Here is a 24,554-nt window from a genome sequence, read left to right as displayed (position 1 = left end):
CGGCACCATCACCCACCATCATTCGGTCGGCGCCGACCACCGGCCCTGGATGCGCGACGAAGTCGGCGAGCTCGGCGTGCAGGTCCTGCGCGCGGTCAAGGCGACGCTCGACCCGGCCGGAATCCTCAACCCGGGCAAGCTGATTCCGTGAACGCTCAGCGCGAGATCGGCAAGGTGACCGCGCTGACCAATCCCGTCTCGGGTCACGGCGCCGCGATCCGCGCCGCGCAGGTCGCGATCGCCCGGCTGCACGAGCGGGGCGTGCAGGTCATCGAGATCATCGGCGACGACGCCGAGGACGCGCGCCACCTGGTTGCCGCCGAGCTCGCCGACTTCGTCGCGCATCCAGGGCCGGTGGTCGGCGCCGACCGAATGATGGTGGGTGATGGTGCCGCCGGCGGCGACGATCGCGTCCGAGGCGGCCTTCTTGGCGGCCCACCACTGCTCGATCGGGTTGCCGCGCTGCCCGGCGACGATCGTGAAGTAGAGCGACGCGCCGGTGGGGTAGACGTGCGAGATGTGGCACATCACCAGCGCGGGTGTGCCGGATTCGGCCAGCGCGCTCGTAAGCGCTTCGGTGACAGCGGTTTTCAGCCTTGGCACGTTCGACCAGTCGGTGGCGGTCTCGAGGGTCTCGCAGAGCGCTCCCGCGGACAGCAGCGAGTCGCGCAGGTACGGCGCGGCGAACCGGCCCCGCTCCCAGGCCTGCGCCGGCTCCTCGCCCAGCGACGTGCCGCCGCGGGCCGCCAGCAGCGCGCTGGTCTCGGCGTGCCGGCTCTCGACGTGCTCCTTGGTGCCCTCGAACACGGTGATGCCCAGGCAGCCGCCGGTGATCTGGCTTTCGCCGATCGCCTCGGTGGTGGCGAGGTTGACCCCCGTCTCGACCTCGTCGGAGAGCCGAATGACGGTGGGGCCGGTGGCATTCTGGGTGACGGCGCGCAGGGCCGCGGTTCCGGTCTCGAAATCGGGAAACGACCACCCCTCGTAGCGCACGGCCTCGGGCACGCGGTGCACGCGCAGGCTCACCTGGGTGATGACGCCGAACGTTCCCTCCGAGCCGAGCAGCAGCTGGCGCAGGTCGGGGCCGGCGGCCGATTCCGGTGCGCGGCCCAGCTCCATCGTGCCGACGGGGGTGACCATCCGCAGGCCGCGAACCATGTCGTTGAACCGGCCGTAGCCGGCCGAGTCCTGACCGGAGGACCGGGTCGCGGCGAAGCCGCCGATCGTGGCGTACTCGAAGCTCTGCGGGAAGTGTCCGAGGGAAAACCCGCGTTCGCCGAGCAGGCGTTCGGCGTCCGGTCCGGTGACCCCGGCCCCGAAGACGGCCTGGCCGGACACCTCGTCGAGCTCGATGAGCCGGTCGAAGCGGCGCAGGTCGAGCGACACCACGGCGCCGAATTCGCCGCGGGTGGGGTCGAGACCGCCGACCACGCTGGTGCCGCCGCCGAACGGGATCACGGCGATGCGGTGCTCGGAGCAGTACCGCAGGATGGCGCCGACGGTGTCGTCATCCCCGGGCAGCAACACGGCGTCGGGCGCGTCCTGCACGCCGGTGTCCTTGCGGCGCAGCAGGTCGAGTGTGGATTTGCCGCCGGCGCGCAGCAGCCGGTCGCGGTCGCCGGTGCGGCAGTGCGCGGCGCCGACGATGCCGGCCAGCGCGTCTTTGTCGGCTTGTGACAACGCTGACGGGCGCAGCTTCACCTCGTCGGCGTCGAGGTCGGGTCGGTCCGAATCCTGCAGTCCCACCGCCTGTTTCAGCAGTGAGCGGATGCCCTCGGAGAGCGGCTTCGCGGCGGCGGGATCCCCCCACGCGTTCCATTTCATCGGGGGGAGGAGTTGCTCGGCGTGCGTCATGCGTTACAGTATTACACATGCTGTCAATCAGTAACGCACAGCCGGACACCCGCGACCGGATTCTGACGGCCGCGGCCAGCTGCGTGGTGGACTTCGGGGTGGACCGGGTGACCCTGGCCGAGATCGCCCGGCGGGCCGGTGTCAGCCGGCCCACGGTGTACCGGCGCTGGCCGGACACCAAGTCGATCGTCGCGGCGCTGCTGACCCAGCGCATCGTCGGCGTGATGCGCGACGCGCCGCTGCAGGGCGACGACCGGGAATCCCTTGTGCGACAGATCGTTACGGTTGCCGACCTGCTCCGCCACGACGAGCTGGTGATGTCGGTGATGCACTCGGAGCTGGCGCCGATCTACATCACCGAGCGCCTCGGGGCCAGCCAGCAGATGCTGATCGACGCCCTGGCCGAGCGGCTGCGCGCGGCCCAGCGGCACGGCAGCGTCCGCGCCGGGGACCCGCTGCAGATGGCCACGATGGTGTTGCTCATCGCCCAGTCGACCATCCAATCCGAACGGATCGTCCGCCCGATCCTCGACGCCGACGCGCTGGCCGCCGAACTCGCCTACTCGCTGAACGGATACCTGTCGTGACCGCGTTGAACGCGGCGCGCCGCACGGCCGACCTGACGGCACTGGCCGACGGCGAGCCGCTGGACGTCGTCGTGATCGGCGGCGGCATCACCGGGGTGGGGATCGCGCTGGACGCCGCGTCGCGGGGCCTGCGGGTGGCGCTGGTGGAAAAGCACGACCTGGCGTTCGGCACCAGCCGCTGGAGCTCCAAGCTGGTGCACGGCGGCCTGCGCTACCTGGCGACCGGCAACGTCGGCATTGCCCGGCGCAGCGCCATCGAGCGCGGAATCCTGATGACGCGCAACGCCCCCCATCTCGTCCACGCGATGCCGCAGCTGGTGCCGTTGCTGCCGTCGCTCAGTCACGCCAAGCGGGTTCTGGTGCGCGCCGGGTTCCTGGCCGGCGACACGCTGCGGGCGCTGGCGGGGACGCCGTCGTCGGTGCTGCCGCGGTCGCGGCGCATCTCGGCGCAGCGCGCCGTAGAGATGGCGCCCACGGTTCGGCGCGACGGCCTGGACGGCGGCTTGCTGGCCTACGACGGGCAGCTGATCGACGACGCACGGCTGGTCACCGCGGTCGCGCGGACGGCGGCGCAGCGCGGCGCGCGGATCCTGACCTACGTCGCGGCCTCGGAGGCGTCGGGCACCTCGGTGCGGCTGACCGATCAGCGCACGGGGCAGTCGTTCGACGTGTCGGCCCGCGCGGTCATCAACGCGGCCGGGGTGTGGGCGGGCGAGATCGACGGCTCGTTGCGGCTACGGCCCAGCCGCGGGACGCACCTCGTCTTCGACGCGGGTGCCTTCGGGAATCCGACTGCGGCGCTTACCATTCCGATTCCCGGCGAGCTCAATCGCTTCGTGTTCGCCATGCCCGAGCAACTGGGCCGGGTGTATCTGGGCCTGACCGATGAAGCCGCGCCCGGCCCGATTCCCGACGTGCCGGAGCCGTCCGACGCGGAGATCGCGTTCCTGCTGGACACCGTGAACACCGCGCTGGGCAGCGAGCTCGGCACCGCCGACGTGATCGGCGCCTACGCGGGCCTGCGGCCGCTGATCGACACCGGCGAGGGCCGCACCGCCGACGTGTCGCGCGAGCACGCCGTCGTCGAGGCCCCGTCGGGCGCGATCAGCGTGATTGGCGGCAAGCTGACCGAATACCGCTACATGGCGGAGGACGTCCTGGACTTCGCCATCGGCCGGCGGGGGTTGCGGGCGGGCGACTGCCGGACCCGCAACCTGCCGCTGATCGGGGCGCCGGGCAATCCCGGGCCGTCCGCCGGTTCGGGCGTCCTGCCGGCGTCGCTGGTGGCGCGCTACGGCGCCGAGGCGTCCCACGTCATCGCTCAGGCGACCTGCGACCGGCCGACCGAGCCCGTCGCCGAGGGCATCGACGTGACCCGCGCGGAGTTCGAGTACGCCGTCACCCACGAGTGCGCCCTGGACGTCGACGACATTCTCGACCGGCGGACCCGGATCGGCCTGGTTGCGCGCGATCGCGAGCGGGTGGTCGGAGTGGCCAAGGAATTCGTGGCGAGCTTCGGCTGAAGATATCATTGAACGGAACTAGTCCGTATCGTGAGGAGCATATGAAGCGCGATAGCGGCCAGGCGAGCGTGTCGAGCCGGACCCGCAGTCCGGGACGCCTCGATCGCTCGCTGGACGCGGCCATCCTCGACGCGACCCTGGCGGGCGTCGCCGAAGTCGGCTATGACCGGTTGAGCATGGACGACATCGCATCGCGCGCGGGCGTCGGGAAGGCGGCGATCTACCGTCGCTGGCCGTCGAAGGAGGTGGTCGTCGCCGACGCGATCGCGCATTGGAGGCGGCGCCTGGGACCCGTCGAACCGCCCAATACCGGCAGCCTTCGCGGTGACATCGACGCGCTGGTTGCCGCCACTCCCGACTTGAATGACGCTGACACCCACATGATTCGGGTGGTTGTCGGGGTGGCGACGGCGGCCATGCACAACCCCGTCCTGGCGGCCGCCCTGGACGACCTGGTGCTGTCCACCCCGCGGCAGGTGGTCCGCGCGGTGCTCGACCATGCGGTGGCTCGCGGGGAAATCCCGGCCGGCCGCGACCTCAGCCTGATCCCCGACGTCGCGCTGGGCCTCAACGTGCTGCGGGTGATCACCGGACGTCCGATCGACCGGGTCTATGTCCGGCGCATGCTCGAAGACGTGATCTTGCCGATGGCCGGGGGACCGGCGCCGTAGTTGTTGCGCATTTCGCCGTGCCGTGCCACATTGGAACCTAAGCGGAACTAAGCCGTTCCGCGTAGACGGGAGGCGGCGATGAACGTGAAGCATGTCCCGGTTCTGATCGTTGGCGCCGGAGCCGCCGGGCTGGCCACCTCCGCGTTGCTCGCCAAACACGGTGTCCGCTCGCTGGTGGTCGAAAAGCGCGGCGAGGTGTTCATCTACCCGAAGGCGCGCAACCTGAGCTTCCGCAGCCTGGAGATCCTGCGCGGCCTTGGATTGGCCGACGAGGTCCACGCGATCGCCCACGGCGTTTCCGACATGCTGAGCAAGCCGACGCTCAACAGCGCCGAACAGCATCAGGCGCTCGACGTCAACGCGATCTTCGCGCCGTTTGAGGATCTCAGCCCGGAGCCCGGCGGCCAGTACTGCCCGCAGAGCGCCTTCGAACCGATCCTGCTCACCCACATCCGCCGGCACGGCAGCGAGGCGCGCTACAACACCGAGTTGGGCTCGTTTGAACAAGACGCCACCGGCGTCACCGCGGTCATCCGCGATCGCGAGTCGGGCGCGACCGAGGCGGTACGCGCCGACTATCTCGTCGCCGCCGACGGCGTGCACAGTCCGATCCGTGACGCGCTGGGCGTGACGACCTCCGGCTACGGGGCGCTGCCGATCTATGTCGTGTTCGTCTACTTCCGGGCGCCGTGGCGAAAATTCGTCGGCGACCTCGGTCCGGGGGACGGGATCCAAGTCAAAAACCCGGACGTGGAGGGCATCTTTCTGCCGGTGCGCGACGACTTCGGAATGTTCATCAACACCTACTTTCCCGCCCGCGGCGAATCCGCCGAACAGTTCACCGCGCAGCGGTGCCGCGAGATGCTGACGAAAGCGATCGGCGAGCCGATCGACGTGGAGATCATCGACGTCGCGCCGTGGCAGCCGTACGAGCGGGTCGCCGACCAATTCCGCTGTGGCCGAGTGTTTCTCGTCGGTGACTCGGCGCACACCATGCCGCCGTTCAAGGCCGGCGGAGCCAACACGGCCATCCAGAGCGCGCACAACCTGGCCTGGAAGCTGGCCAGCGTCTTGAACGGGACCGCCGACCCGGCGTTGTTGGGCACCTACCATGCCGAGCGGCACCCGGTCGGGCGCTTCAACGCGCGCCAGTCGCTCACCGGGCCGTCGCTGGCCTTCCTGCGGTTGGACGACGACCGGCCGCTATTGCCGCCGGACGAAGAGGCGCCGATGTTCGCGCTGCTGATCGGATACCGATACCGTTCTGCCGCAGTGGTTTCCGACGATCCCGTTCCGCCGGATGCCGACGCCGTGTCGCTGGTGGACGAATTGCGTGGGCAGCCGGGCACCCGCGTCCCGCATGCCTGGGTCGTCGACGGCGGGAAGCGGGTCTCCACCCTCGATCTGCTCGGGCCCGGCTTCACGCTGCTCACCGGAGACGACGACGCCGCATGGTCGGACGCCGCGGCCTGCGCGTCGAAGGCCGCCGGCGTCCCAATCACCGTGCGGCGCATCGGCGCCGCGCTCGACACCGACGGCTCGTGGGCCGCCGCCGCAGGGCTCGCGCCCGACGCGGCGTTGTTGGTGCGACCCGACGACTTCGTCGCTTGGCGCGCCGACGAGGTCCCGCGCTCACCCGATGACGAGCTCGCTCGGGTGCTGTGCCGCATCCTCGGCCGCGCGCCATGACCGACCCGCCGCGTTCCGAAACGGTGGCGTGCCTGGGGTCGAGCACGACCGCGTCGAGGGGAACCTACAAGTGGATCGGCGAGCTGGAAAAGCGGCCCCGCAACAACCGGTTTCGGTTCGTCAACCTCGGCGTCGGCGGGGATCTGTCGGTCAACGCCGTCCGGCGCCTGGACCGGGTGATCGCGCGCCGGCCGGACCGGGTCATCGTGCTGATCGGCACCAACGACATCATGGCGAGCGTCTTTGTTAACTTCCGGCGATTCGCTCGCATGTGGAAGGGGCTTCGGGAAGAACCGACACCGGAGCGGTTCGGCGACAACCTGGCCGTCATCGTGCGCCGGCTGCGAAAGGAGACCAACGCCAGGGTCGCGCTGAGTTCCCTTGCCCCGGTGGGGGAAGCGCCCGGCTCACACCATCCAGTGCAGGCGCGGCTCAACGACCTGTTCGCCACGTACAACGGCATCATCCGCGAAGCGGCCGCCCGGGAGTCCACGGACTACATCCCGTTCTACGAAGCATTCCAGGAGCGCCTCACCGCGGCGGCGACGACAAAACCGTTCACCCGGTTTTCCTTCGCGTCGCTGTACCGCGACTACCTGTGGCGGGAAATGGTGCTACGCCAAAGCTTCGACGAGATCGCCCGGCGTAACGGCTGGCAGTTCCACATCGACGGCATTCATCTCAACACCAACGGCGGCCGCATACTCACCGAGGCAGTTCAGCGGTTCCTGGACTCCTGAGGTACCCACCGCGAGCAGACGCAAAAGCCCCCGCACGCTCGGCGTGTCGGGGGCTTTTGCGTCTGCTCGCGCGAGAAATTACAGCGGGATGTTCTTGTGGCGTCCGCGGCGAGCCGGCGCCTGGGCCAGAGCCTCGGTGAGCTTGCTGCGGGTGTGCGCCGGGTCGATTTTCTCGTCGACCACCCCGATCTCGATGGCGCTGTCGACGCCGCCGGCGATCCGCTCGTGCTCGGCGGCCAATTCGTCGTGCAGCGCCTCGCGTTCGTGGTCGGCCGCGGCGGCCAGCTTCTTCTTGTGCAGGATGCCGACGGCCGCCTTGGCGCCCATCACGGCGACCTCGGCGTCCGGCCAGGCGAACACCTTGGTCGCGTTCAACGAGCGGGAGTTCATCGCGATGTAGGCCCCGCCGTAGGTCTTTCGGGTGACCAGGGTGACCCGGGGCACGGTGGCCTCGCCGAACGCGTGCAGCAGCTTGGCGCCGCGGCGCACCACGCCACCCCACTCCTGGTCGACACCCGGCAGGTAACCGGGCACGTCGACGACCACGATCAGCGGGATCCCGAACGCGTCGCACAGCCGCACGAAACGTGCTGCCTTCTCGGCGCTTTCGGAGTTCAGGCAGCCGCCGAGCCGCAGCGGGTTGTTGGCCAGCACGCCGACGGTGCGGCCGGACAACCGGCCGAGCCCGACCACCATGGACGGCGCCCAGTTGGCCTGGAACTCGTCGAACGGTGTGTCGGAGTCCAGGATCGCGGTCACGATCGGATGCACGTCGTAGGCCCGCCGCGCCGACTCGGGCAGCAGCGCGTGGATGTCGGTGTCGCCGGCCTCGGCCTTGCTGCGGTCGAAATGTCCCTGCTGGCAGAACAATCCGACCAGCCGGCGGCCACGCTCGTAGGCGTCGAGCTCGTCGTCGGCGACGATGTGGCACACCCCGGACTTCTTGTGGTGCGTTTCCGGGCCGCCGAGCGACGCCATGTCGACGTCTTCACCGGTGACGCTGCGCACCACGTCGGGTCCGGTGACGAACACCCGGCTTTCGGGCGCCATCACCACGACGTCCGTCAGCGCCGGTCCGTAGGCGGCGCCGCCGGCGGCGAAGCCGACGACGACCGAAACCTGCGGAATGTAGCCCGACGCGCGGATCATGGCCTCGAACACCAGCCCGACCGCGTGCAGCGCCCGGACCCCCTCGGCCAACCGGGCGCCGCCGGAGTGCCAGATGCCCACGATCGGGCTCTGTTCCTCGATGGCGGTGTCGTAGGCGTTGACGATGTGTGTGCATCCCTCGATGCCCATCGCGCCGCCCATCACGGTGCCGTCGGTGCAGAACGCGATGGTGCGCAGGCCGTTTACGGTCCCCGCCGCGGCCAGCACGCCCGAGCGGTCACGCTCGTGCAGGAGTTCCACGCTGCCGTCGTCGAAGAAATTGCTCAGGCGCAGCAACGGATCCCGAGGGTCGAGCGACTCACCAACCGACGAGGGGGCCATGATTGTCATCGCAGGTCTCCTGATTCCGAGTGTGCCCGGGCTATAGGGCGGGTTTAGTACCGCCCGAAAGCGATCGCCACGTTGTGACCGCCGAATCCGAACGAGTTGTTGATCGCGTACTTGTAGTTGCCCGGCCGCGGCTTGCCCGCCACCACGTCCAGATCGATCTCCGGATCGAGGTTGACGAGGTTCAGTGTCGGCGGGATCACCTGCTCCCGCAACGCGAGCACGGTCAGGATCGACTCCACCGCGCCGACCGCACCCACCGAATGGCCGAGAGCGGACTTGGGCGCGTATACCGCCGGCTTGTGGCCGCGCAGCGCGTTGTTGATGGCGCGGCCCTCGGCCAGGTCGCCGACCTGGGTGCCGGTGGCGTGGGCGTTGATGTGGTCGATGTCGCCGGGCGTGAGGCCCGCGAGCTGGATCGCCCGCGTCATCGCGTGTCCGGCGCGCTCGCCGTTGGGATCCGGCGCCACCATGTGGAAGCCGTCGGAGGTGATGCTTGCCCCCATGATCCGGGCCAGGATGTTGGCGCCACGAGCCTTAGCGCTCTCCTCGGTCTCGATCAACATCAGCGCCCCGGCCTCGCCGAACACGAAGCCGTCACGGTCCTTGTCGAACGGGCGGCACGCACCGGGGGGGTCGTCGTTGTTGGTCGACATCACGATGCGCATCTGGGCGAACCCGGCGATGGGCACCGCCTCGATCCGGGTCTCCACGCCACCGCAGATCGCGGCGTCGGCCTCACCGAGCACGATCTGCTGCCACGCCCGCGCGATGCCCTCCGAACCCGACGCGCACGCCGAGATCGGCGTCATCACACCGGCTTTGGCGTGCCGTTCCAGCCCCACCGCCGCGGCGGCGCCGTTGGGCATGTACTTCTGCACCGCCAGCGGCGAGACCGCCTTCATGCCGCGAGCGCGCATCTCGTCGTAGCTGAAGACGAGCTCTTCGGCCGAGCCCAGCCCGGTGCCGATGGACACCGCCAACCGGTCGGTGTCGAGCTCCGGGTTGCCGGCGTTCTCCCACAGCCGCCGGCTCAAGACGGTGGACATCTTCTGCAGGTAGCCCATCCGGCGCAGCTCGACGCGCGTGAGCTGACTGTCGAATTCCTCCAACAGGTGCCCGCCGATGCGGACCGGCAGGTCGAACTCCTCGACGAACGGGTCGTCGAGGGTGCGGATGCCGCTTTGGCCGTCCAACAACAGCTTCCACGTGTTCTCCGCGTCTGTCGCAAGTGCGGTTGTCATGGCAATGCCGGTAACCACTACGTTGGGGAGCGCTTTCCCCGTAACCAGCTCCGTCATGGCTCTAGCGATCGTTCCTTCCGTGTTGTCCGGCTCCTCTGCGGGCCGTCTTTGGCCGCGGGGTCGCCGGACGTCCTGCCTCAGTAGCGCCCGAAGGCGAGCGCCACGTTGTGACCGCCGAAGCCGAACGAGTTGTTAATCGCGTAACGGAATTCGCCGTAGCGAGGTTCGCCCGCGACCACATCCAGGTCGATCTCGGGATCGGGTGTTTCGTAGTTCAACGTGGGCGGTATGACGCCGTCCCGAAGGGTCAATACCGTCAAAACGGATTCCAGCGCGCCTACCGCGCCGATCGAGTGGCCCAGCGCCGACTTTGGCGCATACACCGCGGCGTGCTCGCAACCGGCGACACGGAGCGCATTGGCCTCCGCGGCGTCGCCGATCGGTGTCGCCGTCCCGTGCGCGTTCACGTGGTCAATGTCCTTGGCGGACAAGCCCGCCAGCTCCAACGACCGCGTCATCGCACGACCGGCACGAACACCGTCCGCGGCGGGCGCCACCATGTGGAAGGCGTCCGAAGTGATACCGGCACCCAGCAGCCGGGCCAGCGGCTTGGCGCCGCGGGCCTTGGCATGCTCCTCGGTCTCGATGAGCATGAGCGCACCGGCCTCGCCGAACACGAAGCCGTCACGGTCCTTGTCGAACGGACGCGAGGCCCGCTCGGGCTCGTCGTTGCGGGTCGACATGGCCCGCATCATCGAGAACGCCGCGATGGGCAGCGCCTCGATGGGACCCTCCACGCCGCCCGCCACGGCGACGTCAGCGTCACCCATGACTATTTGACGCCACGCGTGCGCGATTGCTTCCGAGCCCGACGAACACGCCGAGACCGGGGTCATCACGCCGGCGCGAGCACCGAGCTGCAGGCCGACGGTGGCCGCGGCGCCGTTGGGCATGATCATCTGAACGGCGAGCGGCGACACCTTGCGGGGCCCGCCCTCGTTCATCAGGTCATAGCTCTCGACGATCCGCTCGGCACCGCCCAGGCCCGTGCCGACCACGACGGAGAACCGGTCGGGGTCGACATCGGGGCTGCCGGCGCTTTCCCAGAGCTGACCGGACAGCAGCTTGCTCATCCGCTGGACGTAGGACATGCGGCGCATGTCGAGCCTGCCCATGTGGTTATCGACGGGCTCCTTGAGGTGTCCACCGATCTTGACGGGCAGGTCCCACTTCGTGACGAACTCGTCTTCGAGTACGTGGATGCCGCTCTCGCCGGCCAACAAACCCTTCCACGTGCTCTCGATGTCCGGCGCGATAGATGTCGTCGCCGTGACGGCGGTTACCACAACGCTGGGGTAACCGCCATTAGCAGTGGAAGGCTTGGTCACTTGCTGTCCGCTTCCAGCCTCGCCTTGACGTTGGCAACGGCGTCGGGGTTCTCGGACTCGATCTTGGCGCGCAGCGCGGCGGCGGCCTCGGGGTCCTCTTCCTCGAGCTTCTGGATGTAGGCGACGACGTCACCGACGGTGCGCAGGCCGGCCAGGTCCTCGTCGGGGATCTTCACGCCGTACTTGTCCTCGGTCTGCACCGCGATCTCAACCATCGACAGCGAGTCGATGTCCAGGTCGTCGACGAACGACTTCTCCGGGGTGACCTCGGAGGGCTCGATACCGGTCACCTCTTCGATGATCTCGGCGATACCGGCGATAATTTCTTCCTGAGTGACGGCCACGGCCTGTTCCCTTCGTAATGTGTTGTGTGCAAATCGGATTGACGTTTGCAGTTTTTATTTCCTGGCGAAAAGCCGGCGGTCTAGAGGCTTGCCAACTCGTCCAGATCTGCGGGTGACTTCACGGCACGGGCCGTAACCCCCCGAAGTTCGCGCTTGGCGATGCCGGTGAGCGTCCCCGCCGGGGGAAACTCCACGATCGCCGCGATTTCGTGCGCACGCATCGTCTCGCTGCACAGATCCCAGCGCACCGGCTGGGTCAGTTGGGCGACGAGCGTGTCCATCGCTGCCGCCGCCGAGGCGACGGGCTTTCCGTCCCGATTGGACAGCAGCGTGGCGGTGGGCTCCGCGGTCGCGACGGCGGCCGCCGCGGCGGCGTAACCGTCCAGGGCCGGAGCCATGTACTTGGTGTGGAAGGCCCCGGCGACGCCGAGCGCGCGGACGCGGGCCTTGGCCGGTGGGTCCTCGGCGAGCTTCTCCAGCGCGCCCAGCGGGCCCGCGGCGACGATCTGCCCGGGCGCGTTGCGGTTGGCGGGGAACAGGTCGAGCTCCTCGAGGCGGCTCAGCACCTCGGCCTCGTCACCGCCGAGCACCGCGGACATACCGGTGGGCTCGATGGCGCAAGCCTTGGCCATCTCGGCGCCGCGGGTGGCGGCCAGCGCGACGGCGTCATCGGCAGCCAGCACGCCGGCGATGGCGTAGGCCGCGATTTCCCCGACGGAGTGGCCGGCGACGATGAATTCCTCACCGACCAGCAGCTCACGCCTGGTCAACTCCTGGTGCGCGAGCAGCGTGGCCGCGACGATCAGGGGCTGGGCGACCGCGGTGTCGGTGATCTCCTCGGTCGATGCGGTGGTCCCGAGCCGAACCAGGTCCAGGCCGCTGGCCTTGGACCACAGGGCCAGCTGGTCTGCGGCGCCTGGCAGCTCCAACCACGGCGACAGCATCCCCTCCGTCTGCGAACCCTGTCCGGGCGCAAGCAATGCAATCACGTGTTTAAGAGAACACTGTGGAAACGGTTTTGGCGGGTGTAACAGATTATGAACCTCGTCTTAGGTTTTTGTGAGCACCCTACAAAATCGCCCCGTAAGCTACGGTTTTGATACCGGCCTGCGATCTGTTGCCTGAATCACTATCGCTCGCCCGTCCCCGCCACACCACTCCTGACCGGCAGCGGGACCGGCGCCAAGGCGTTGTTGTCGATGCTGGACGGCTGTGCGGGGTAGTTCAACTGGCCCACCGTCGACGCCACACGCAGCACGTATGCGTCGCGTGGCTGGGTGGGATCACGCCCGGTGAAGTCGGTGATGCGCTTGAGCCGGTACCGCACGGTGTTTGGATGAACGAACAACTTTCTGGCACAAGCCTCAATCGCGCCGCCACAATCCAAGTACGCGTCGAGCGTCTCGATCAGCGTGGGCCCGGCCGCGGCGAGCGGCCCCATCACGTCGGTGTGCAGCGCCACGATCGCCGACGCGTCGCCCATCAGGGCGCGTTCGGGCAGCAGTTCGCGGGCCAGCACGGGCCGCGGTGCCCCCCGCCAGCCGGCGACGGCGTTCATCCCGGAGATCGCCTCGCTGGCGCTGTGGTAGGCCGCGGTCAGCATGGGCGCCGTCGGGCCGATCACCACCGGGCCGTCCGACAGCGCGTTCAGCAGGTCGCCCAGGAATTTGTCGGTTAGCGATAGTTGGCCGGACACGATCGCCACCAGCCAGGTGCCGTGCACGTCGGTGAGCGCCGCCCGGCCGTGATGCGCGGCGATGTCACGGACGCTCTGGCTGGCCCGCTGGGTGCTGCCGTCGCCGTTCGAGCCGCCACGATCCGGGGCCGGGATCCCGACGACGACCGTCGCCGGGGCGGTGGTGTCCCAGTTCAGCGCCGCGGCGCGGGACAGCAGCTCCGGGCCGGTGTCGCCGCGGACGACCGCGTCGACGACGCTGGCCTCCATCCGGCTGTCCCAGGTGCCGCGCGCCTCGGCCGCGTTCGCGTAGGACGAGGCCGCGGTGAACGCCAGGTCGCGGCTGTACTTCAGGATGCCGACCGTCAACGCCGTCAGCTGCTCCTCGGAGCGGGCCACCAGGGGCACGACCTCCTCGAAGAACTCCATCGTGACGCGGGCCAGGTCCACGCTGTCGCGCAGCGCGATGCGGCGGGCGAGGTCCTGCGGCACCAATTCGAAGGCCTGCGCGGTGTAGCTGACGTCGCTGTGCGGGTCCTGCATCCACTCGACGAAGTTGTTGATGGCCGTCTGCACCACCAGGGCCACGCTGGCCCGCTGCGAGGCCTCCAGGTCGGCGAAGAACGGCAACCGATCGCCCATGACCGACACCGCCTCGGTGGCCAGCCGGCCGGAGTACTGCTTCAGGCGGCGCAGCAAAGGCTCCGGGACCGTGTCCAGCAGTTCGAGCGGTGACCGCGGGTGCTTGGCGAACGGGCCGGCGAAGGGGTTGTCATTCACCCCTAAAACCTACGCCATTTTTTGGAACTATTCGCCAAAGGGGAGGGTGCGTCGGGGCCCCGGCTGGCCGGGCACTGGCGGCCCAGCGCCCGGCTGGCGGGGCGCTGGCGGGGCTTGAATGTCAGGCCACCCCCGGGTCCGACGTCTGCTCTGGCGCGGCCATGACGTCGTCGATGCGGTACTGGCGGGCGGCCGCGACCGGCACGGACGGGTCGATCTCGCCGTCGCGGGCCAGCGCCTCGAGCACCGCGACGACCTGCGACTCGGCGTCGGTGTTGAAGAAGCGCCGCGCGGCGGGCCGGGTGTCGGAGAAGCCGAACCCGTCGGTGCCCAGCGTGACGAAGGTGCCCGGCACCCACGGGCGGATCTGCTCGGGTACGGCGCGCATCCAGTCCGACACCGCGATGACGGGGCCGCTGGCGTCCGCGAGGGCCCGGGTCACGTAGGGGGTGCCGGCCGGCTGATCCGGGTGGCGCAGCCGGGCCCGCTCCACGTTGACGCCGTCGCGGTTCAACTCGCCCCAGCTGGTCACCGACCAGACGTCGGCGGCGACGTCCCATTCGGCGGCCAGCATCTCGGCCGCCTGCAGCGCCGACGGCATGGCGACCCCGGAGGCCAGGATCTGCGCCCTGTTGGCCCGCTTTTCGGTGGCGGCGCGGTAGCGGTAGATGCCGCGCAACACGCCCTCGGGATCGAAGTTTTCCGGCTCGGGCGGCTGCACGTACGGCTCGTTGTAGACGGTGATGTAGAAGAACACGTTCTCCGGGTTGTCGCCGAACATGCGGGCCAGCCCGCTCTCCACGATGTAGGCGATCTCGAAGGCGAACGCCGGGTCGTAGGACACCACCGCCGGATTCGTGGCCGCCAGCAGCAACGAGTGGCCGTCGGCGTGCTGCAGGCCCTCACCGGTCAGCGTGGTGCGCCCCGCGGTAGCCCCGAGCAGGAAGCCGCGCGCCATCTGGTCGGCCGCGGCCCACAGCCCGTCGCCGGTGCGTTGGAACCCGAACATGGAATAGAAGATGTAGATCGGGATCATCGGCTCGTTGTGCGTCGCATACGACGTGCCGGCCGCGACGAACGAGCCCACCGAGCCCGCTTCGTTGATGCCCTCGTGCAGGATCTGGCCGACTTCGCTTTCCTTGTAGGCCAGCATCAGCTCCGCGTCGACGGCCGTGTACAGCTGGCCGAGGCGGTTGTAGATCTTCAGCGACGGGAACCACGAGTCCATCCCGAACGTGCGCGCCTCGTCGGGAATGATCGGCACGATGCGCGGCCCAACTTCCTTGTGCCGCAACACTTCCTTGAACGTTCGCACCGTCGCCATGGTGGTGGCGACCTCCTGGTGGCCCGACCCCTTCTTCAGCGCGGCATAGGTGTCGCGGCCCGGCAGCGAAAGCGCCTTGGCCTTGGTCCGGCGTTCCGGCAGGAAGCCGCCCAGCGCGCGGCGCCGGTCGAGCAGGTAGCGGATCTCCGGGGCGTCGGGGCCCGGGTGGTAGTAGGGCGGCAGGTAGGGATCCTCTTCGAGCTGAGCGTCGCTGATGGGGATCCGGATGGCGTCGCGGAAGTCCTTGAGGTCTTGCAGCGCAAGCTTTTTCATCTGGTGGGTGGCGTTGCGGCCCTGGAAGTGCGCGCCCAGCGAGTAGCCCTTGATGGTCTTGGCCAGGATCACCGTCGGCTGCCCCTGGTGGTCGACGGCGGCGCGGTAGGCGGCGTACACCTTGCGGTAGTCGTGCCCGCCGCGCTTGAGGTTCCAGATCTCCGAATCGGTCATCTGCTCCACCAGCGCCTTGGTGCGTGGGTCGCGACCGAAGAAGTGGTCGCGCACGTAGGCCCCGTCGTTGGCCTTGTAGGTCTGGTAGTCGCCGTCGGGCGTGGTGTTCATCAGGTTGACCAGGGCGCCGTCCTTGTCGGCGTGCAGCAGGGCGTCCCACTCGCGGCCCCACACCACCTTGATGACGTTCCAGCCCGCGCCGCGGAAGAACGACTCCAGCTCCTGGATGATCTTGCCGTTGCCGCGCACCGGGCCGTCGAGGCGCTGCAGGTTGCAGTTGATCACGAAGGTCAGGTTGTCCAGGCCCTCGAGCGCCCCGACGTGCGCCAGGCCGCGGCTCTCCGGCTCGTCCATCTCGCCGTCGCCCAAAAAGCACCACACGTGCTGGTCGGAGGTGTCCTTGATGCCGCGGTCGTGCAGGTAGTGGTTGAACCGCGCCTGATAGATGGCGTTGAGCGGGCCCAGGCCCATCGACACGGTGGGGAACTCCCAGAAGTCGGGCATCAGCCGCGGGTGCGGGTAGGAGGGCAGCCCGCCGCCGGCGTGGCTGTGCTCCTGGCGGAAGCCGTCGAGCTGGTCCTCGCTGAGCCGGCCCTCCAGGAAGGCGCGGGCGTAGATGCCGGGGGAGGCGTGGCCCTGGATGAAGACCTGGTCCCCGCCGCCGGGATGCGACTTGCCGCGGAAGAAGTGATTGAAGCCGACCTCGTACAGCGCCGCCGAGGAGGCGTAGGTCGAAATATGGCCGCCCACGCCGATTCCCGGGCGCTGGGCGCGGTGCACCATGATCGCGGCGTTCCACCGGATCCACGCCCGGTAGCGGCGTTCGACGTCCTCGTCGCCGGGGAACCACGGCTCCAACTCGGTCGGGATGGTGTTGACGTAGTCGGTCGACGTCAGCGACGGAATCGCCACGCGCTTCTCGCGGGAACGTTCCAGCAGCCGCAGCATCAGGTAGCGTGCCCGCGCCGGCCCCGAGCGCTCCAGCAGTTCGTCGAAGGACTCGAGCCATTCCGACGTCTCGTCGGGGTCGATGTCGGGCAGGTAGGACGCCACGCCCTCGCGGATCACCCGAACGCGGTCGGGTTCGCTTGCGCTACTTGGGGTTTTCGCCAGATCGTGGCGCGCGAACTCGGTGGTCAACTTCCGCTCCTGTAGTCGGCGGGGCAACGTCGTGCGTTGTACCTCCCTATCGTGCCGCACCAACGTTTCAGCCGGGTAGCCGCGGTGAGGATCCGGACCCGGTAACGTCTCCACTCGTGCTCATCGGATGGCGTGCCGTCCCTCGCATGCACCTGGGGGAGATCCCCAAGCGAGGCGCGCTGGCGCTTGGCTGTGTCGCGGCGGTGACCATCGGGATCGTGGGGTGTACCAGCGTCACCAAGGGGACCGCCACGCCCGACACCAATGTGGCCCCGGCCTACCGGCAGTCGGTGTCCGCGTCCGTTTCGGCCTCGTCGGCCACGTCGCGCGTGAAGGAGTCGCAGCGCCAGCAGTCGCTGACGACCAGGGCGGTGCGCACCTCGTGCGACACGCTGGCCACGTCGGCCAAGGACGCGATCGACCGGGTGAACGACTACGTCGCGGCCTTCAACGCGGGCCGCAACACCGGCCCGAACGAGGGCCCGGCGATCGGCGCGCTCAACGACAGCGCCACCACGGTCTCCAACAGCTTCAGCGATGCCCTGTCGCAGCAGCTGAAGGACGCGTTCAACGCCTATGTCGACGCGGCCCGCGGGGTGGCCAACGCCATCGGCACGCATGCGTCCATCGCGGAGTTCAACCGGCGGGTCGACCAGCTCAACGACACCAAGACGAAGGCGCTGAAACTCTGCCTGGCGTCCTACTGAGGCGCCTGGTGAGGGACGGGTATGGACCGCGTCGCGGCTATGCGACGATAATTCCCATCACACGGCGCGCGAATGGCTTAAGGAGGCTCCACGGTGGTCGCGGCGGATGACGCCCCGAGCTACGCTCGCAAACTCGGCATCCAACGGGACCAGGTTGTTCAGGAGTGGGGCTGGGACGAGGACACCGACGACGACATCCGGGCCGCGGTCGAGGAGGCCTGCGGCAGCGAGTTGCTCGACGAGGACAGCGACGAGGTAATTGACGTCGTGCTGCTGTGGTGGCGCGACGGGGACGGTGACCTGGTGGACACCCTGATGGACGCGATCAGCCCGCTGGCCGAGGACGGGGTGATCTGGGTGCTGACGCCCAAGACCGGCAAGCCCGGCCACGTGCTGCCCGCCGAGATCGCCGAGGCCGCCCCCACCGCCGGCCTGATGCCGACCTCGTCGGTCAACCTGGGCGACTGGAGCGCCAGCCAGCTGGTGCAGCCCAAGTCGCGGACCGGGAAGCGTTGATGCTGCCCGTCGGCACCACCGCCCCCGACTTCACCTTGCGCGACCAAAACCAGCAGCCCGTCACCCTGAGCTCCTACCGGGGCGACAAAAACGTTCTGCTGATCTTTTTCCCGCTGGCATTCACCGGGATCTGCCAGGGTGAGCTCGATCTGCTGCGCGATCACCTGCCCGAGTTCGAGAACGACGACAGCGTGGCGTTGGCGATCTCGGTGGGTCCGCCGCCCACCCACAAGATCTGGGCGCTCGAGAGCGGGTTTACGTTCCCCGTGCTGTCGGATTTCTGGCCGCACGGCGAGGTCAGCCAGGCCTACGACGTGTTCAACGCCGACGCCGGTTACCCCAATCGCGGGACCTTCGTGGTCGACCGGTCCGGGATAATCCGATTCGCCGAGATGAAACAGCCCGGGGAATCACGCGACCAGCGGCTGTGGACTCAAGCGTTGGCGGCGTTGCGCGCCTGAATGTTTGGGTTCACGGCCTTCAGGCGTGTAACCTGCGGCGGACCCGGGTTACCCCTCGGGGTCCGGGGCGCGTAGCTCAGTGGTAGAGCTCTGGTTTTACACACCAGCGGTCGGCGGTTCGATACCGTCCGCGCCCACGGCTGTTTAATCACGTTTGAACGGCGAATTCCCGCGTGGCGGTCCCTGAGCACAATCGCGAATCATGTTGAGTGCAAACCTATTTGGTCAACGATTGACGCGCGGGCGCTGACGGCTGACGCGATCAGCGGTTGCGTACGTTCTCACTTAGCCGGCGCAGCTAACGCAGGCGGACCAAGCGGAGGCCGCACGGCGATTTCGCAATGATCGGGCGACCAGGCCTACGCAAACCTTGTGCGTTATGCAAATCACACAATGTGCGTTAGGCTCGGTCGGTGGCGCAACTTACATTCCAGCGCGCTCGCACCGAGGAAGAGAAGCGCCAACGTGCGGAGGCCCTCGTGGAAGCCGCACGCTCGCTGGCAATGGAAACGGGCGTCGCGTCGGTCACCCTGACCGCGCTCGCCGGCCGCGCCGGAATTCACTACTCGGCGGTCCGCCGCTACTTCACCTCGTACAAGGAAGTCCTGCTGCATCTGTCCGCCGAGGGCTGGGTGCGGTGGTCCACTACCGTGTCGGAGAAGCTGGCCGAGCCCGGAGCGAAGTCGCCCTCGCGCATCGCCGAGACGTTGGCCCAAGCCCTGGCCGAGGACCCGTTGTTCTGCGACCTGCTTGCCAACCTGCACCTGCACCTGGAACACGAGGTGAACGCCGAGCGGGTCATCGAGGTCAGGCGGATCAGCACCGCGGCCACACTCTCGCTGGCCGATTCGATCGCGTCCGCGCTGCCCGAACTCGGACGATCGGGCTCGCTCGACATCCTGCTGGCCGCCTACTCGCTGGCGGCGACGCTCTGGCAAGTCGCGAACCCGCCGGAGCAGCTGACCGACGTCTATGCCGAGGAGCCGGAAGTGGTTCCGCCGGAGTGGAATCTGGACTTCGCAACCGCCCTCACCCGCCTGCTGACGGCCACCTGCATCGGCCTGATCTCGGAATCCTCATGAACTCGGAAAGGAGCCGGAGCCCTGTGGCTTGGCGAACTGCAACCGGTGAAAACCGTCCCGAACTCTTAGAGCGCTCGGGGCCTGAGCCGACCGCGCAACCCGCCGCCCGCTCCGCCGGCCGAGAGGGCGATGACGTCGCACCCCGCCGTGCCAAGAAAAGGGGGCTGCTGGGGCGTTTCTGGTTGGTGCTCACCATCGCGGCCGTCGTCGCGGTGTCGGGCTTCGTCGTATTCCGATTGCACGGTGTCTTTGGCGTTCACAAGGGTTCGTTCGGTGGTGGCACCTCGGGCGAGGTCCTCGACGAGTTCAACGCCAAGACGATCACGCTCCAGGTCTGGGGCTCACCGGGCAGCACCGCAACCATCAACTACCTCGACGAAAACTCCCATCCGCAGCAGGCCCTCAACGTGCCCTTGCCCTGGAGCAAAGTATTGAGTTCAACCAAGCCTGGCATCCCGGCAAACCTGGTGGCGCAAGGAGACGGCAGTTGGATCGCCTGCCAGTTCGTGGTGAACAAGCACGACGGGAGCGGTGACGTCATCAAGGCTCCGAATCGCTCGGATTCCAACGAAACCGTGAACCCGTTCGTCTACTGCCTGGACAAGTCCGCATGAGCGAGCCAGCTCAGGCGCCGCCGCGCGTCGATCAGCCGCTGATCCCGCCGTTCCTGCCGCGGATGATCCACCGGCTGGCCCTGCCGATCGTCCTGGTGTGGTTGGGCATCGTGTTCCTCACCAACACGGTGGCCCCGCAGCTGGAGGTCGTCGCCAAGACCCACTCGGTGTCGATGAGTCCGACTGACGCGGCGTCCTTTCAGTCGATGATGAAGGTCGGGTCGACGTTCAAGGAGTTCAACTCCGACAACTCGGCCATGATCTTGCTGGAGGGCGACAAGCCACTCGGGGCCGATGCACACCGCTACTACGACGAGATCGTCAGGCGCGTCGAGCAGGACAAGCAGCACGTTCAGCACGTGCAGGATTTCTGGAGTGATCCGCTGACGGCAGCGGGTTCCCAGAGTCACGACCAGAAGGCCGCGTACGTCCAGGTGTACCTCGCCGGCAACATGGGCAGCGGGCAGGCGAACGAGTCTGCCCTGGCCGTCCGCAAGATCGTGGACTCGGTGCCCGCGCCGCCGGGAATCAAGGCATACGTCACCGGCGCCGGTCCGCTGTTCGCCGACCAGTCCCACGCGGGTGAGAAGGGCGTCGCGCTCGTCACTCTTGTCACTTTCGTGGTGATCGTGGTGATGCTGCTGTTCGTCTACCGCTCGGTCACCACCATGCTGATCATGCTGGCGATGGTGTTCATCGAGTTGTTGGCGGCTCGGGGCGTCGTTGCCTTGCTGGCCAACAACGAGATCATCGGACTCTCCACGTTCGCCAACAATTTGTTGGTGTTGATGGCGATCGCCGCCGGAACGGACTACGCGATTTTCGTGGTCGGCCGCTACCACGAGGCCCGGGGTCTGGGCGAGACTCGCGAAGAAGCCTTCTACACCATGTTCCATAGCACCGCGCATGTCGTGCTCGGGTCGGGCCTGACCATCGCCGGCGCGATGTACTGCCTGAGCTTCTGCCGATTGCCGTATTTCCAGTCGTTGGGCGCACCGTGCGCCATCGGCATGTTGGTAGCGGTGCTCGCGGCGTTGACGCTGGGCCCCGCAGTGCTGACCGTGGCGTCGTTCTTCAAGCTCATGGATCCGAAGCGTCAGCTGGCGACCCGGGGCTGGCGTCGCATCGGCACCGCGGTCGTCCGCTGGCCCGCGCCGGTTCTCGCGGTGACCATCGGGATCGCATTGGTTGGTCTGCTCGCCCTGCCCGGTTACAAGACGGACTACGACAACCGTCACTTCCTGCCGGCGGACACTCCGGCCAATGTCGGTTATGCCGCCGCGGACCGGCACTTCGACCAGGCTCGGCTCAATCCCGAGCTGTTGATGATCCAGACCGATCACGACCTGCGTAACCCGGCCGATTTCCTGGTCCTGGACAAGGTGGCCAAGGCGGTCTTCCACATCCCCGGTATCGGCCGGGTGCAGACCATCACCCGACCATTGGGCACGCCGCTCGACCACAGCACCCTCGGTTTTCAGATGGGCGCACAAGCCGCAGGCCGGATCCAGACCCAGCACTATCAGGACGAGCAGGCGGCAAGCCTGCTCAAGCAGGCGGACGAGCTGCGTAAGACGATGGCAACGCTGCATGAGCAGATGCAGGTGACCCAGGACCTCAGCAACACAACGCACGAGACCACCAGGCTCACCAAGGAAACCGTGCATATCACCGAGGCGTTGCGCGACGACATCGCCAACTTCGACGACTTCTTCCGGCCGATTCGCAGTTACTTCTACTGGGAGAGGCACTGTTACGACATTCCGGCCTGCTGGGCGATCCGTTCAATTTTCAACGCCCTCGACGGCATCGACCAGGTGGCGCAGAACATCGTGAACCTCAGCGCGAACCTGGACAAGTTGGATCGGATCCAGCCGAAGCTGGTCGCGCTGATACCGCCGCAGATCGAAAGTCAGCAGCGCAACCTCGACACCATCATGTCGAACTACGCGACCCAGATGGGTCTCAACGAACAGGCCAGAGCGCAGTCCGACAATGCCACCGCCCAAGGCGATGCGTTCGACAAGGCCAAGAACGACGACACCTTCTACCTTCCACCGGAGGCGTTCAAGAGCCCGGATTTCGCGCGGGGTCTGAAGAACTTCATCTCGCCGGATGGGCACGCGGTGCGGTTGATCATCTCCCATGAAGGTGACCCGGCGAGTCCTGAAGGCATCAGCCACATCGAACCGATCAAGCAGGCCGTGCACGAGGCGATCAAGGGCACGCCCTGGGAGGGCTCCAAGGTGTACCTCGGCGGTACCGCGGCGACGTACAAGGACATGCACGACGGCTCTGACATCGACCTGCTGATCGCCGCAATTGCCGCAGCCACACTGATTTTCATCATCATGCTGGTGATCACGCGAAGCGTCGTGGCGGCCGTTGTCATCGTCGGTACGGTGTTGCTGTCACTGGGCGCCTCGTTCGGACTCTCCGTGCTGCTATGGCAGTACATCCTGGGCCTGAAGTTGCACTGGATGGTGCTGGCGATGGCGATCATCCTGCTGCTGGCGGTCGGCTCGGACTACAACCTGCTGTTGATATCGCGGTTCAAGGAGGAGATCCACGCCGGGCTCAAAACGGGGACGATCCGCGCGATGGCCGGTTCGGGTTCGGTGGTGACCTCCGCCGGTCTGGTGTTTGCCGCGACCATGGCCACGTTCGCGTTCAGCCCGCTGCTGGTGATGGCCCAGGTAGGTACGACGATCGCGCTGGGTCTGTTGTTCGACACCTTGATCGTGCGGTCGTTCATGACGCCGTCGCTGGCCACCTTGTTGGGGCGCTGGTTCTGGTGGCCACAGCACGTGCGTCCGCGGCCGGCCAGCACCATGCTGCGACCGTACGGACCGCGTCCCGCCGTGCGCGAGCTGATTCTCAGCGGCGTCGACGAGCGCCCGCCGGGCGGAGTGGTACAACCGCGCTAGGAATCGACGGGGACTTCGAGACCCATTGCGGGCCAACGAATTTCAGGGCCGAATCTGGTCGTAGTCGATAAACACATGGCGCGGGCCCCGGAACACTTGGCTGATCCGGTACGGCGGCGGGTCTTCCACCAACCGGGGGTTGTCCACGCGGCTCAGGAACGCCTCGAAGGCGGTGTTGACCTCCAGGCGGGCCAGCGGTCCACCGAAGCAGACGTGAATGCCCCGTCCCCAACCCACGTGCTCGTTGTCCCGACGCTGTGGGTCGAAGGTATTCGGGTCAGGGAAGCGTCTCGGGTCACGGTTGGCCGCGCCGTACATCAGGAAGATGGGGGAGCCCTTCGGGATCGACGTGCCGGCGATCTCGATGTCCGTCAGCGCCGAGCGGCTCGGAAAAAACTGCACCGAGGACTGGAGCCGGAGCACTTCCTCGATGGCGCCGGGAATCAAATCCGGCCTGCTGCGCAGTAATTCGATCGACCCCGGATTGCGCAGCACCGTCAACACGCAGTGCGAGATCAGGTTGACCGTGGAGTCATGACCGGCGACGAACAACAGGATCGTGTTGTTCACGATCTCGCTGGGTGACAGGGGGCCATCGGGTCCGTCGTCGTGCACCAGCTGCGAAATCATGCCCGGGCAAGGGGATTTCGCGGCGCGTTCGACCAGCCCGATGATGTATTGCCTGAGTTCTTGGCTGGCCTGCACCCCTCGGGCGCGGCGGGCCTGCCCTTCCTCGGTTTCGATCTCGGGGCCCAGGTCGAAGACGCCGGCCAGCGCGTCGGCGATCCAGCCGTGAAATCGGGGCTCGTCTTCGAGCGGCACACCCAGGATGCGGCAGATCACGTCCACCGGCAGCGGATAGGCAAACTCGTCGACGACATCGATGCGCGTCTTACCCATCGCCTTGTCGAGCAGGTCGTTGACGATCTGCCGGCACAGCGGCTCCTGGCTGGGAATCACATCCGGCGAATGGGGCGGCCCGAAGTAGCGCATGCACGAGCGGCGGGCGCGGTCGTGGTCGGGCGGATCCTGCTGGATGAAGCTCAGGTCCTGTCCGTAACGCTCGATCATCTCGGCCACGGAGGGGTCGGTGATTTCCCGGGGACGGCCGCCGAGCGGGCTCCTGCGCATATCGGAGCTCACCCGTGGGTCGTGAGCCAGCGCGATGAGCTCCGCATACCCGGTGACGGCGTAGACGCCGTTGGTCACCCGCGCTACCGGCGTCTTGCGTAGCTCGTCGAAGAACGGGTAAGGGTTGGCGCGGTTCTCCAGCTTCATGGCCTCGTCCCAGGCCTCTTCGGGGGTCATAGTGCTTCCCTTACCTGAATCACGATGTCTTTCTTG

19 protein-coding genes, 1 tRNA gene and 2 pseudogenes are annotated in these 24,554 nt (G+C 67.7%); 13 read left to right on the top strand and 9 right to left on the bottom strand.

The genetic code is table 11. The features are described from left to right. A partial coding sequence (locus A5706_RS32015; RefSeq protein WP_156766949.1) for an FAD-linked oxidase C-terminal domain-containing protein occupies positions 1-151 on the top strand: 151 nt, incomplete at its 5' end. A gap of 89 nt (positions 152-240) precedes the next feature. On the opposite strand, the pseudogene A5706_RS04315 reads toward A5706_RS32015, so the two are convergent. Beyond that, positions 241-1,824, bottom strand: a pseudogene (locus A5706_RS04315) (FAD-binding oxidoreductase); the annotation flags it as partial. Positions 1,825-1,871: 47 nt separating this feature from the next. On the opposite strand from A5706_RS04315, the gene A5706_RS04310 reads away from it, so the two are divergent. From A5706_RS04310 to A5706_RS04290, 5 genes are all read left to right on the top strand, one after another. Then, positions 1,872-2,441 (top strand): TetR/AcrR family transcriptional regulator, encoded by a 570-nt coding sequence (locus tag A5706_RS04310; RefSeq protein WP_068127380.1) that lies wholly within the window; start codon positions 1,872-1,874, stop codon positions 2,439-2,441. Continuing rightward, a complete protein-coding gene (locus tag A5706_RS04305; protein ID WP_068127378.1) occupies positions 2,429-3,964 on the top strand; it encodes a glycerol-3-phosphate dehydrogenase/oxidase in 1,536 nt (511 codons plus the stop codon). The genes A5706_RS04310 and A5706_RS04305 overlap by 13 nt, the downstream gene beginning before the upstream one ends. A 41-nt stretch (positions 3,965-4,005) precedes the next feature. Further along, on the top strand, positions 4,006-4,635 hold the full coding sequence (locus A5706_RS04300) for a TetR/AcrR family transcriptional regulator (protein ID WP_068127376.1): 630 nt from the start codon (positions 4,006-4,008) through the stop codon (positions 4,633-4,635). A 78-nt stretch (positions 4,636-4,713) separates the two neighbouring features. Continuing rightward, positions 4,714-6,324 carry an FAD-dependent monooxygenase gene (locus tag A5706_RS04295; protein WP_068127374.1) on the top strand — a complete coding sequence of 537 codons (1,611 nt, stop codon included), beginning with the start codon at positions 4,714-4,716 and terminating at the stop codon, positions 6,322-6,324. Then, positions 6,321-7,064 (top strand): GDSL-type esterase/lipase family protein, encoded by a 744-nt coding sequence (locus A5706_RS04290; protein WP_068127372.1) that lies wholly within the window; start codon positions 6,321-6,323, stop codon positions 7,062-7,064. Before A5706_RS04295 ends, A5706_RS04290 begins: the two co-directional genes overlap by 4 nt. A 78-nt stretch (positions 7,065-7,142) precedes the next feature. On the opposite strand, the gene A5706_RS04285 is transcribed toward A5706_RS04290, so the two are convergent. From A5706_RS04285 to aceE, 7 genes are all read right to left on the bottom strand, one after another. Further along, positions 7,143-8,564: an acyl-CoA carboxylase subunit beta gene (locus A5706_RS04285; protein WP_068108940.1), complete on the bottom strand. Its 1,422-nt coding sequence runs from the start codon at positions 8,562-8,564 to the stop codon at positions 7,143-7,145. 44 nt (positions 8,565-8,608) lie between these two features. After that, positions 8,609-9,862, bottom strand: coding sequence for a 3-oxoacyl-ACP synthase KasB (kasB, locus tag A5706_RS04280; protein WP_068127371.1), 1,254 nt, complete (start codon positions 9,860-9,862; stop codon positions 8,609-8,611). Between the two features lie 80 nt (positions 9,863-9,942). Next, a complete protein-coding gene (gene kasA / locus A5706_RS04275) occupies positions 9,943-11,193 on the bottom strand; it encodes a 3-oxoacyl-ACP synthase KasA (protein WP_068127369.1) in 1,251 nt (416 codons plus the stop codon). Continuing rightward, on the bottom strand, positions 11,190-11,537 hold the full coding sequence (gene acpM, locus A5706_RS04270; RefSeq protein ID WP_068127367.1) for a meromycolate extension acyl carrier protein AcpM: 348 nt from the start codon (positions 11,535-11,537) through the stop codon (positions 11,190-11,192). Before acpM ends, kasA begins: the two co-directional genes overlap by 4 nt. An 80-nt stretch (positions 11,538-11,617) precedes the next feature. After that, a complete protein-coding gene (locus tag A5706_RS04265) occupies positions 11,618-12,526 on the bottom strand; it encodes an ACP S-malonyltransferase (protein WP_068127363.1) in 909 nt (302 codons plus the stop codon). 140 nt (positions 12,527-12,666) lie between these two features. Then, positions 12,667-13,992 carry a CdaR family transcriptional regulator gene (locus A5706_RS04260; protein ID WP_068127361.1) on the bottom strand — a complete coding sequence of 442 codons (1,326 nt, stop codon included), beginning with the start codon at positions 13,990-13,992 and terminating at the stop codon, positions 12,667-12,669. Between the two features lie 121 nt (positions 13,993-14,113). Next, complete coding sequence (aceE, locus tag A5706_RS04255; protein ID WP_068127359.1) at positions 14,114-16,903, bottom strand: pyruvate dehydrogenase (acetyl-transferring), homodimeric type; 2,790 nt, start codon at positions 16,901-16,903, stop codon at positions 14,114-14,116. Positions 16,904-17,019: 116 nt separating this feature from the next. Between aceE and A5706_RS04250 the strand changes: the two genes are divergently transcribed. The 7 genes and pseudogenes from A5706_RS04250 to A5706_RS04220 all read left to right on the top strand — a co-directional run bounded on the left by A5706_RS04250 (position 17,020) and on the right by A5706_RS04220 (position 23,210). Continuing rightward, entirely contained in the window at positions 17,020-17,610 is a 591-nt protein-coding gene (locus tag A5706_RS04250) for a hypothetical protein (protein WP_068108919.1), read from the top strand. Positions 17,611-17,703: 93 nt separating this feature from the next. Further along, positions 17,704-18,126, top strand: a complete 423-nt coding sequence (locus A5706_RS04245) for a DUF3052 domain-containing protein (RefSeq protein ID WP_068108916.1) — start codon at positions 17,704-17,706, stop codon at positions 18,124-18,126. After that, the gene (locus A5706_RS04240; protein WP_068108913.1) at positions 18,126-18,587 is read left to right on the top strand and encodes a peroxiredoxin; all 462 of its coding nucleotides are present in this window, start codon (positions 18,126-18,128) and stop codon (positions 18,585-18,587) included. The genes A5706_RS04245 and A5706_RS04240 overlap by 1 nt, the downstream gene beginning before the upstream one ends. Positions 18,588-18,652: 65 nt before the next feature. Beyond that, positions 18,653-18,724 (top strand) — tRNA-Val (locus A5706_RS04235). 276 nt (positions 18,725-19,000) lie between these two features. Continuing rightward, positions 19,001-19,669: a TetR family transcriptional regulator gene (locus tag A5706_RS04230; protein ID WP_068127357.1), complete on the top strand. Its 669-nt coding sequence runs from the start codon at positions 19,001-19,003 to the stop codon at positions 19,667-19,669. Between the two features lie 110 nt (positions 19,670-19,779). Further along, positions 19,780-20,283 (top strand): annotated as a pseudogene (locus A5706_RS04225) (MmpS family transport accessory protein); the annotation flags it as partial. Further along, positions 20,280-23,210 carry an RND family transporter gene (locus tag A5706_RS04220; RefSeq protein ID WP_068127353.1) on the top strand — a complete coding sequence of 977 codons (2,931 nt, stop codon included), beginning with the start codon at positions 20,280-20,282 and terminating at the stop codon, positions 23,208-23,210. The pseudogene A5706_RS04225 and the gene A5706_RS04220, both read left to right, overlap by 4 nt. A 42-nt stretch (positions 23,211-23,252) precedes the next feature. On the opposite strand, the gene A5706_RS04215 is transcribed toward A5706_RS04220, so the two are convergent. After that, a complete protein-coding gene (locus tag A5706_RS04215) occupies positions 23,253-24,518 on the bottom strand; it encodes a cytochrome P450 (protein ID WP_068127351.1) in 1,266 nt (421 codons plus the stop codon). Between the last annotated feature and the right edge of the window lie 36 nt (positions 24,519-24,554).

The sequence above is a fragment of the Mycobacterium sp. E796 genome (assembly GCF_001672815.1).
Classification (GTDB): Bacteria; Actinomycetota; Actinomycetes; order Mycobacteriales; family Mycobacteriaceae; genus Mycobacterium.
The sequence above is the reverse complement of the archived record's forward strand: the minus strand, read 5'-3'. Positions and strand labels throughout refer to the sequence as shown.

What these genes read in the sequence shown, in the direction of transcription:
- A5706_RS04310 (WP_068127380.1), top strand. Translation starts at nt 1,872, where the DNA reads ATGCTGTCAATCAGTAACGCACAGCCGGACACCCGCGACCGGATTCTG.
- A5706_RS04300 (WP_068127376.1), top strand. Translation starts at nt 4,006, where the DNA reads ATGAAGCGCGATAGCGGCCAGGCGAGCGTGTCGAGCCGGACCCGCAGT.
- A5706_RS04295 (WP_068127374.1), top strand. Translation starts at nt 4,714, where the DNA reads ATGAACGTGAAGCATGTCCCGGTTCTGATCGTTGGCGCCGGAGCCGCC.
- A5706_RS04290 (WP_068127372.1), top strand. Translation starts at nt 6,321, where the DNA reads ATGACCGACCCGCCGCGTTCCGAAACGGTGGCGTGCCTGGGGTCGAGC.
- A5706_RS04285 (WP_068108940.1), bottom strand. Translation starts at nt 8,564, where the DNA reads ATGACAATCATGGCCCCCTCGTCGGTTGGTGAGTCGCTCGACCCTCGG.
- kasB (WP_068127371.1), bottom strand. Translation starts at nt 9,862, where the DNA reads ATGACGGAGCTGGTTACGGGGAAAGCGCTCCCCAACGTAGTGGTTACC.
- A5706_RS04240 (WP_068108913.1), top strand. Translation starts at nt 18,126, where the DNA reads ATGCTGCCCGTCGGCACCACCGCCCCCGACTTCACCTTGCGCGACCAA.
- A5706_RS04220 (WP_068127353.1), top strand. Translation starts at nt 20,280, where the DNA reads ATGAGCGAGCCAGCTCAGGCGCCGCCGCGCGTCGATCAGCCGCTGATC.
- A5706_RS04215 (WP_068127351.1), bottom strand. Translation starts at nt 24,518, where the DNA reads ATGACCCCCGAAGAGGCCTGGGACGAGGCCATGAAGCTGGAGAACCGC.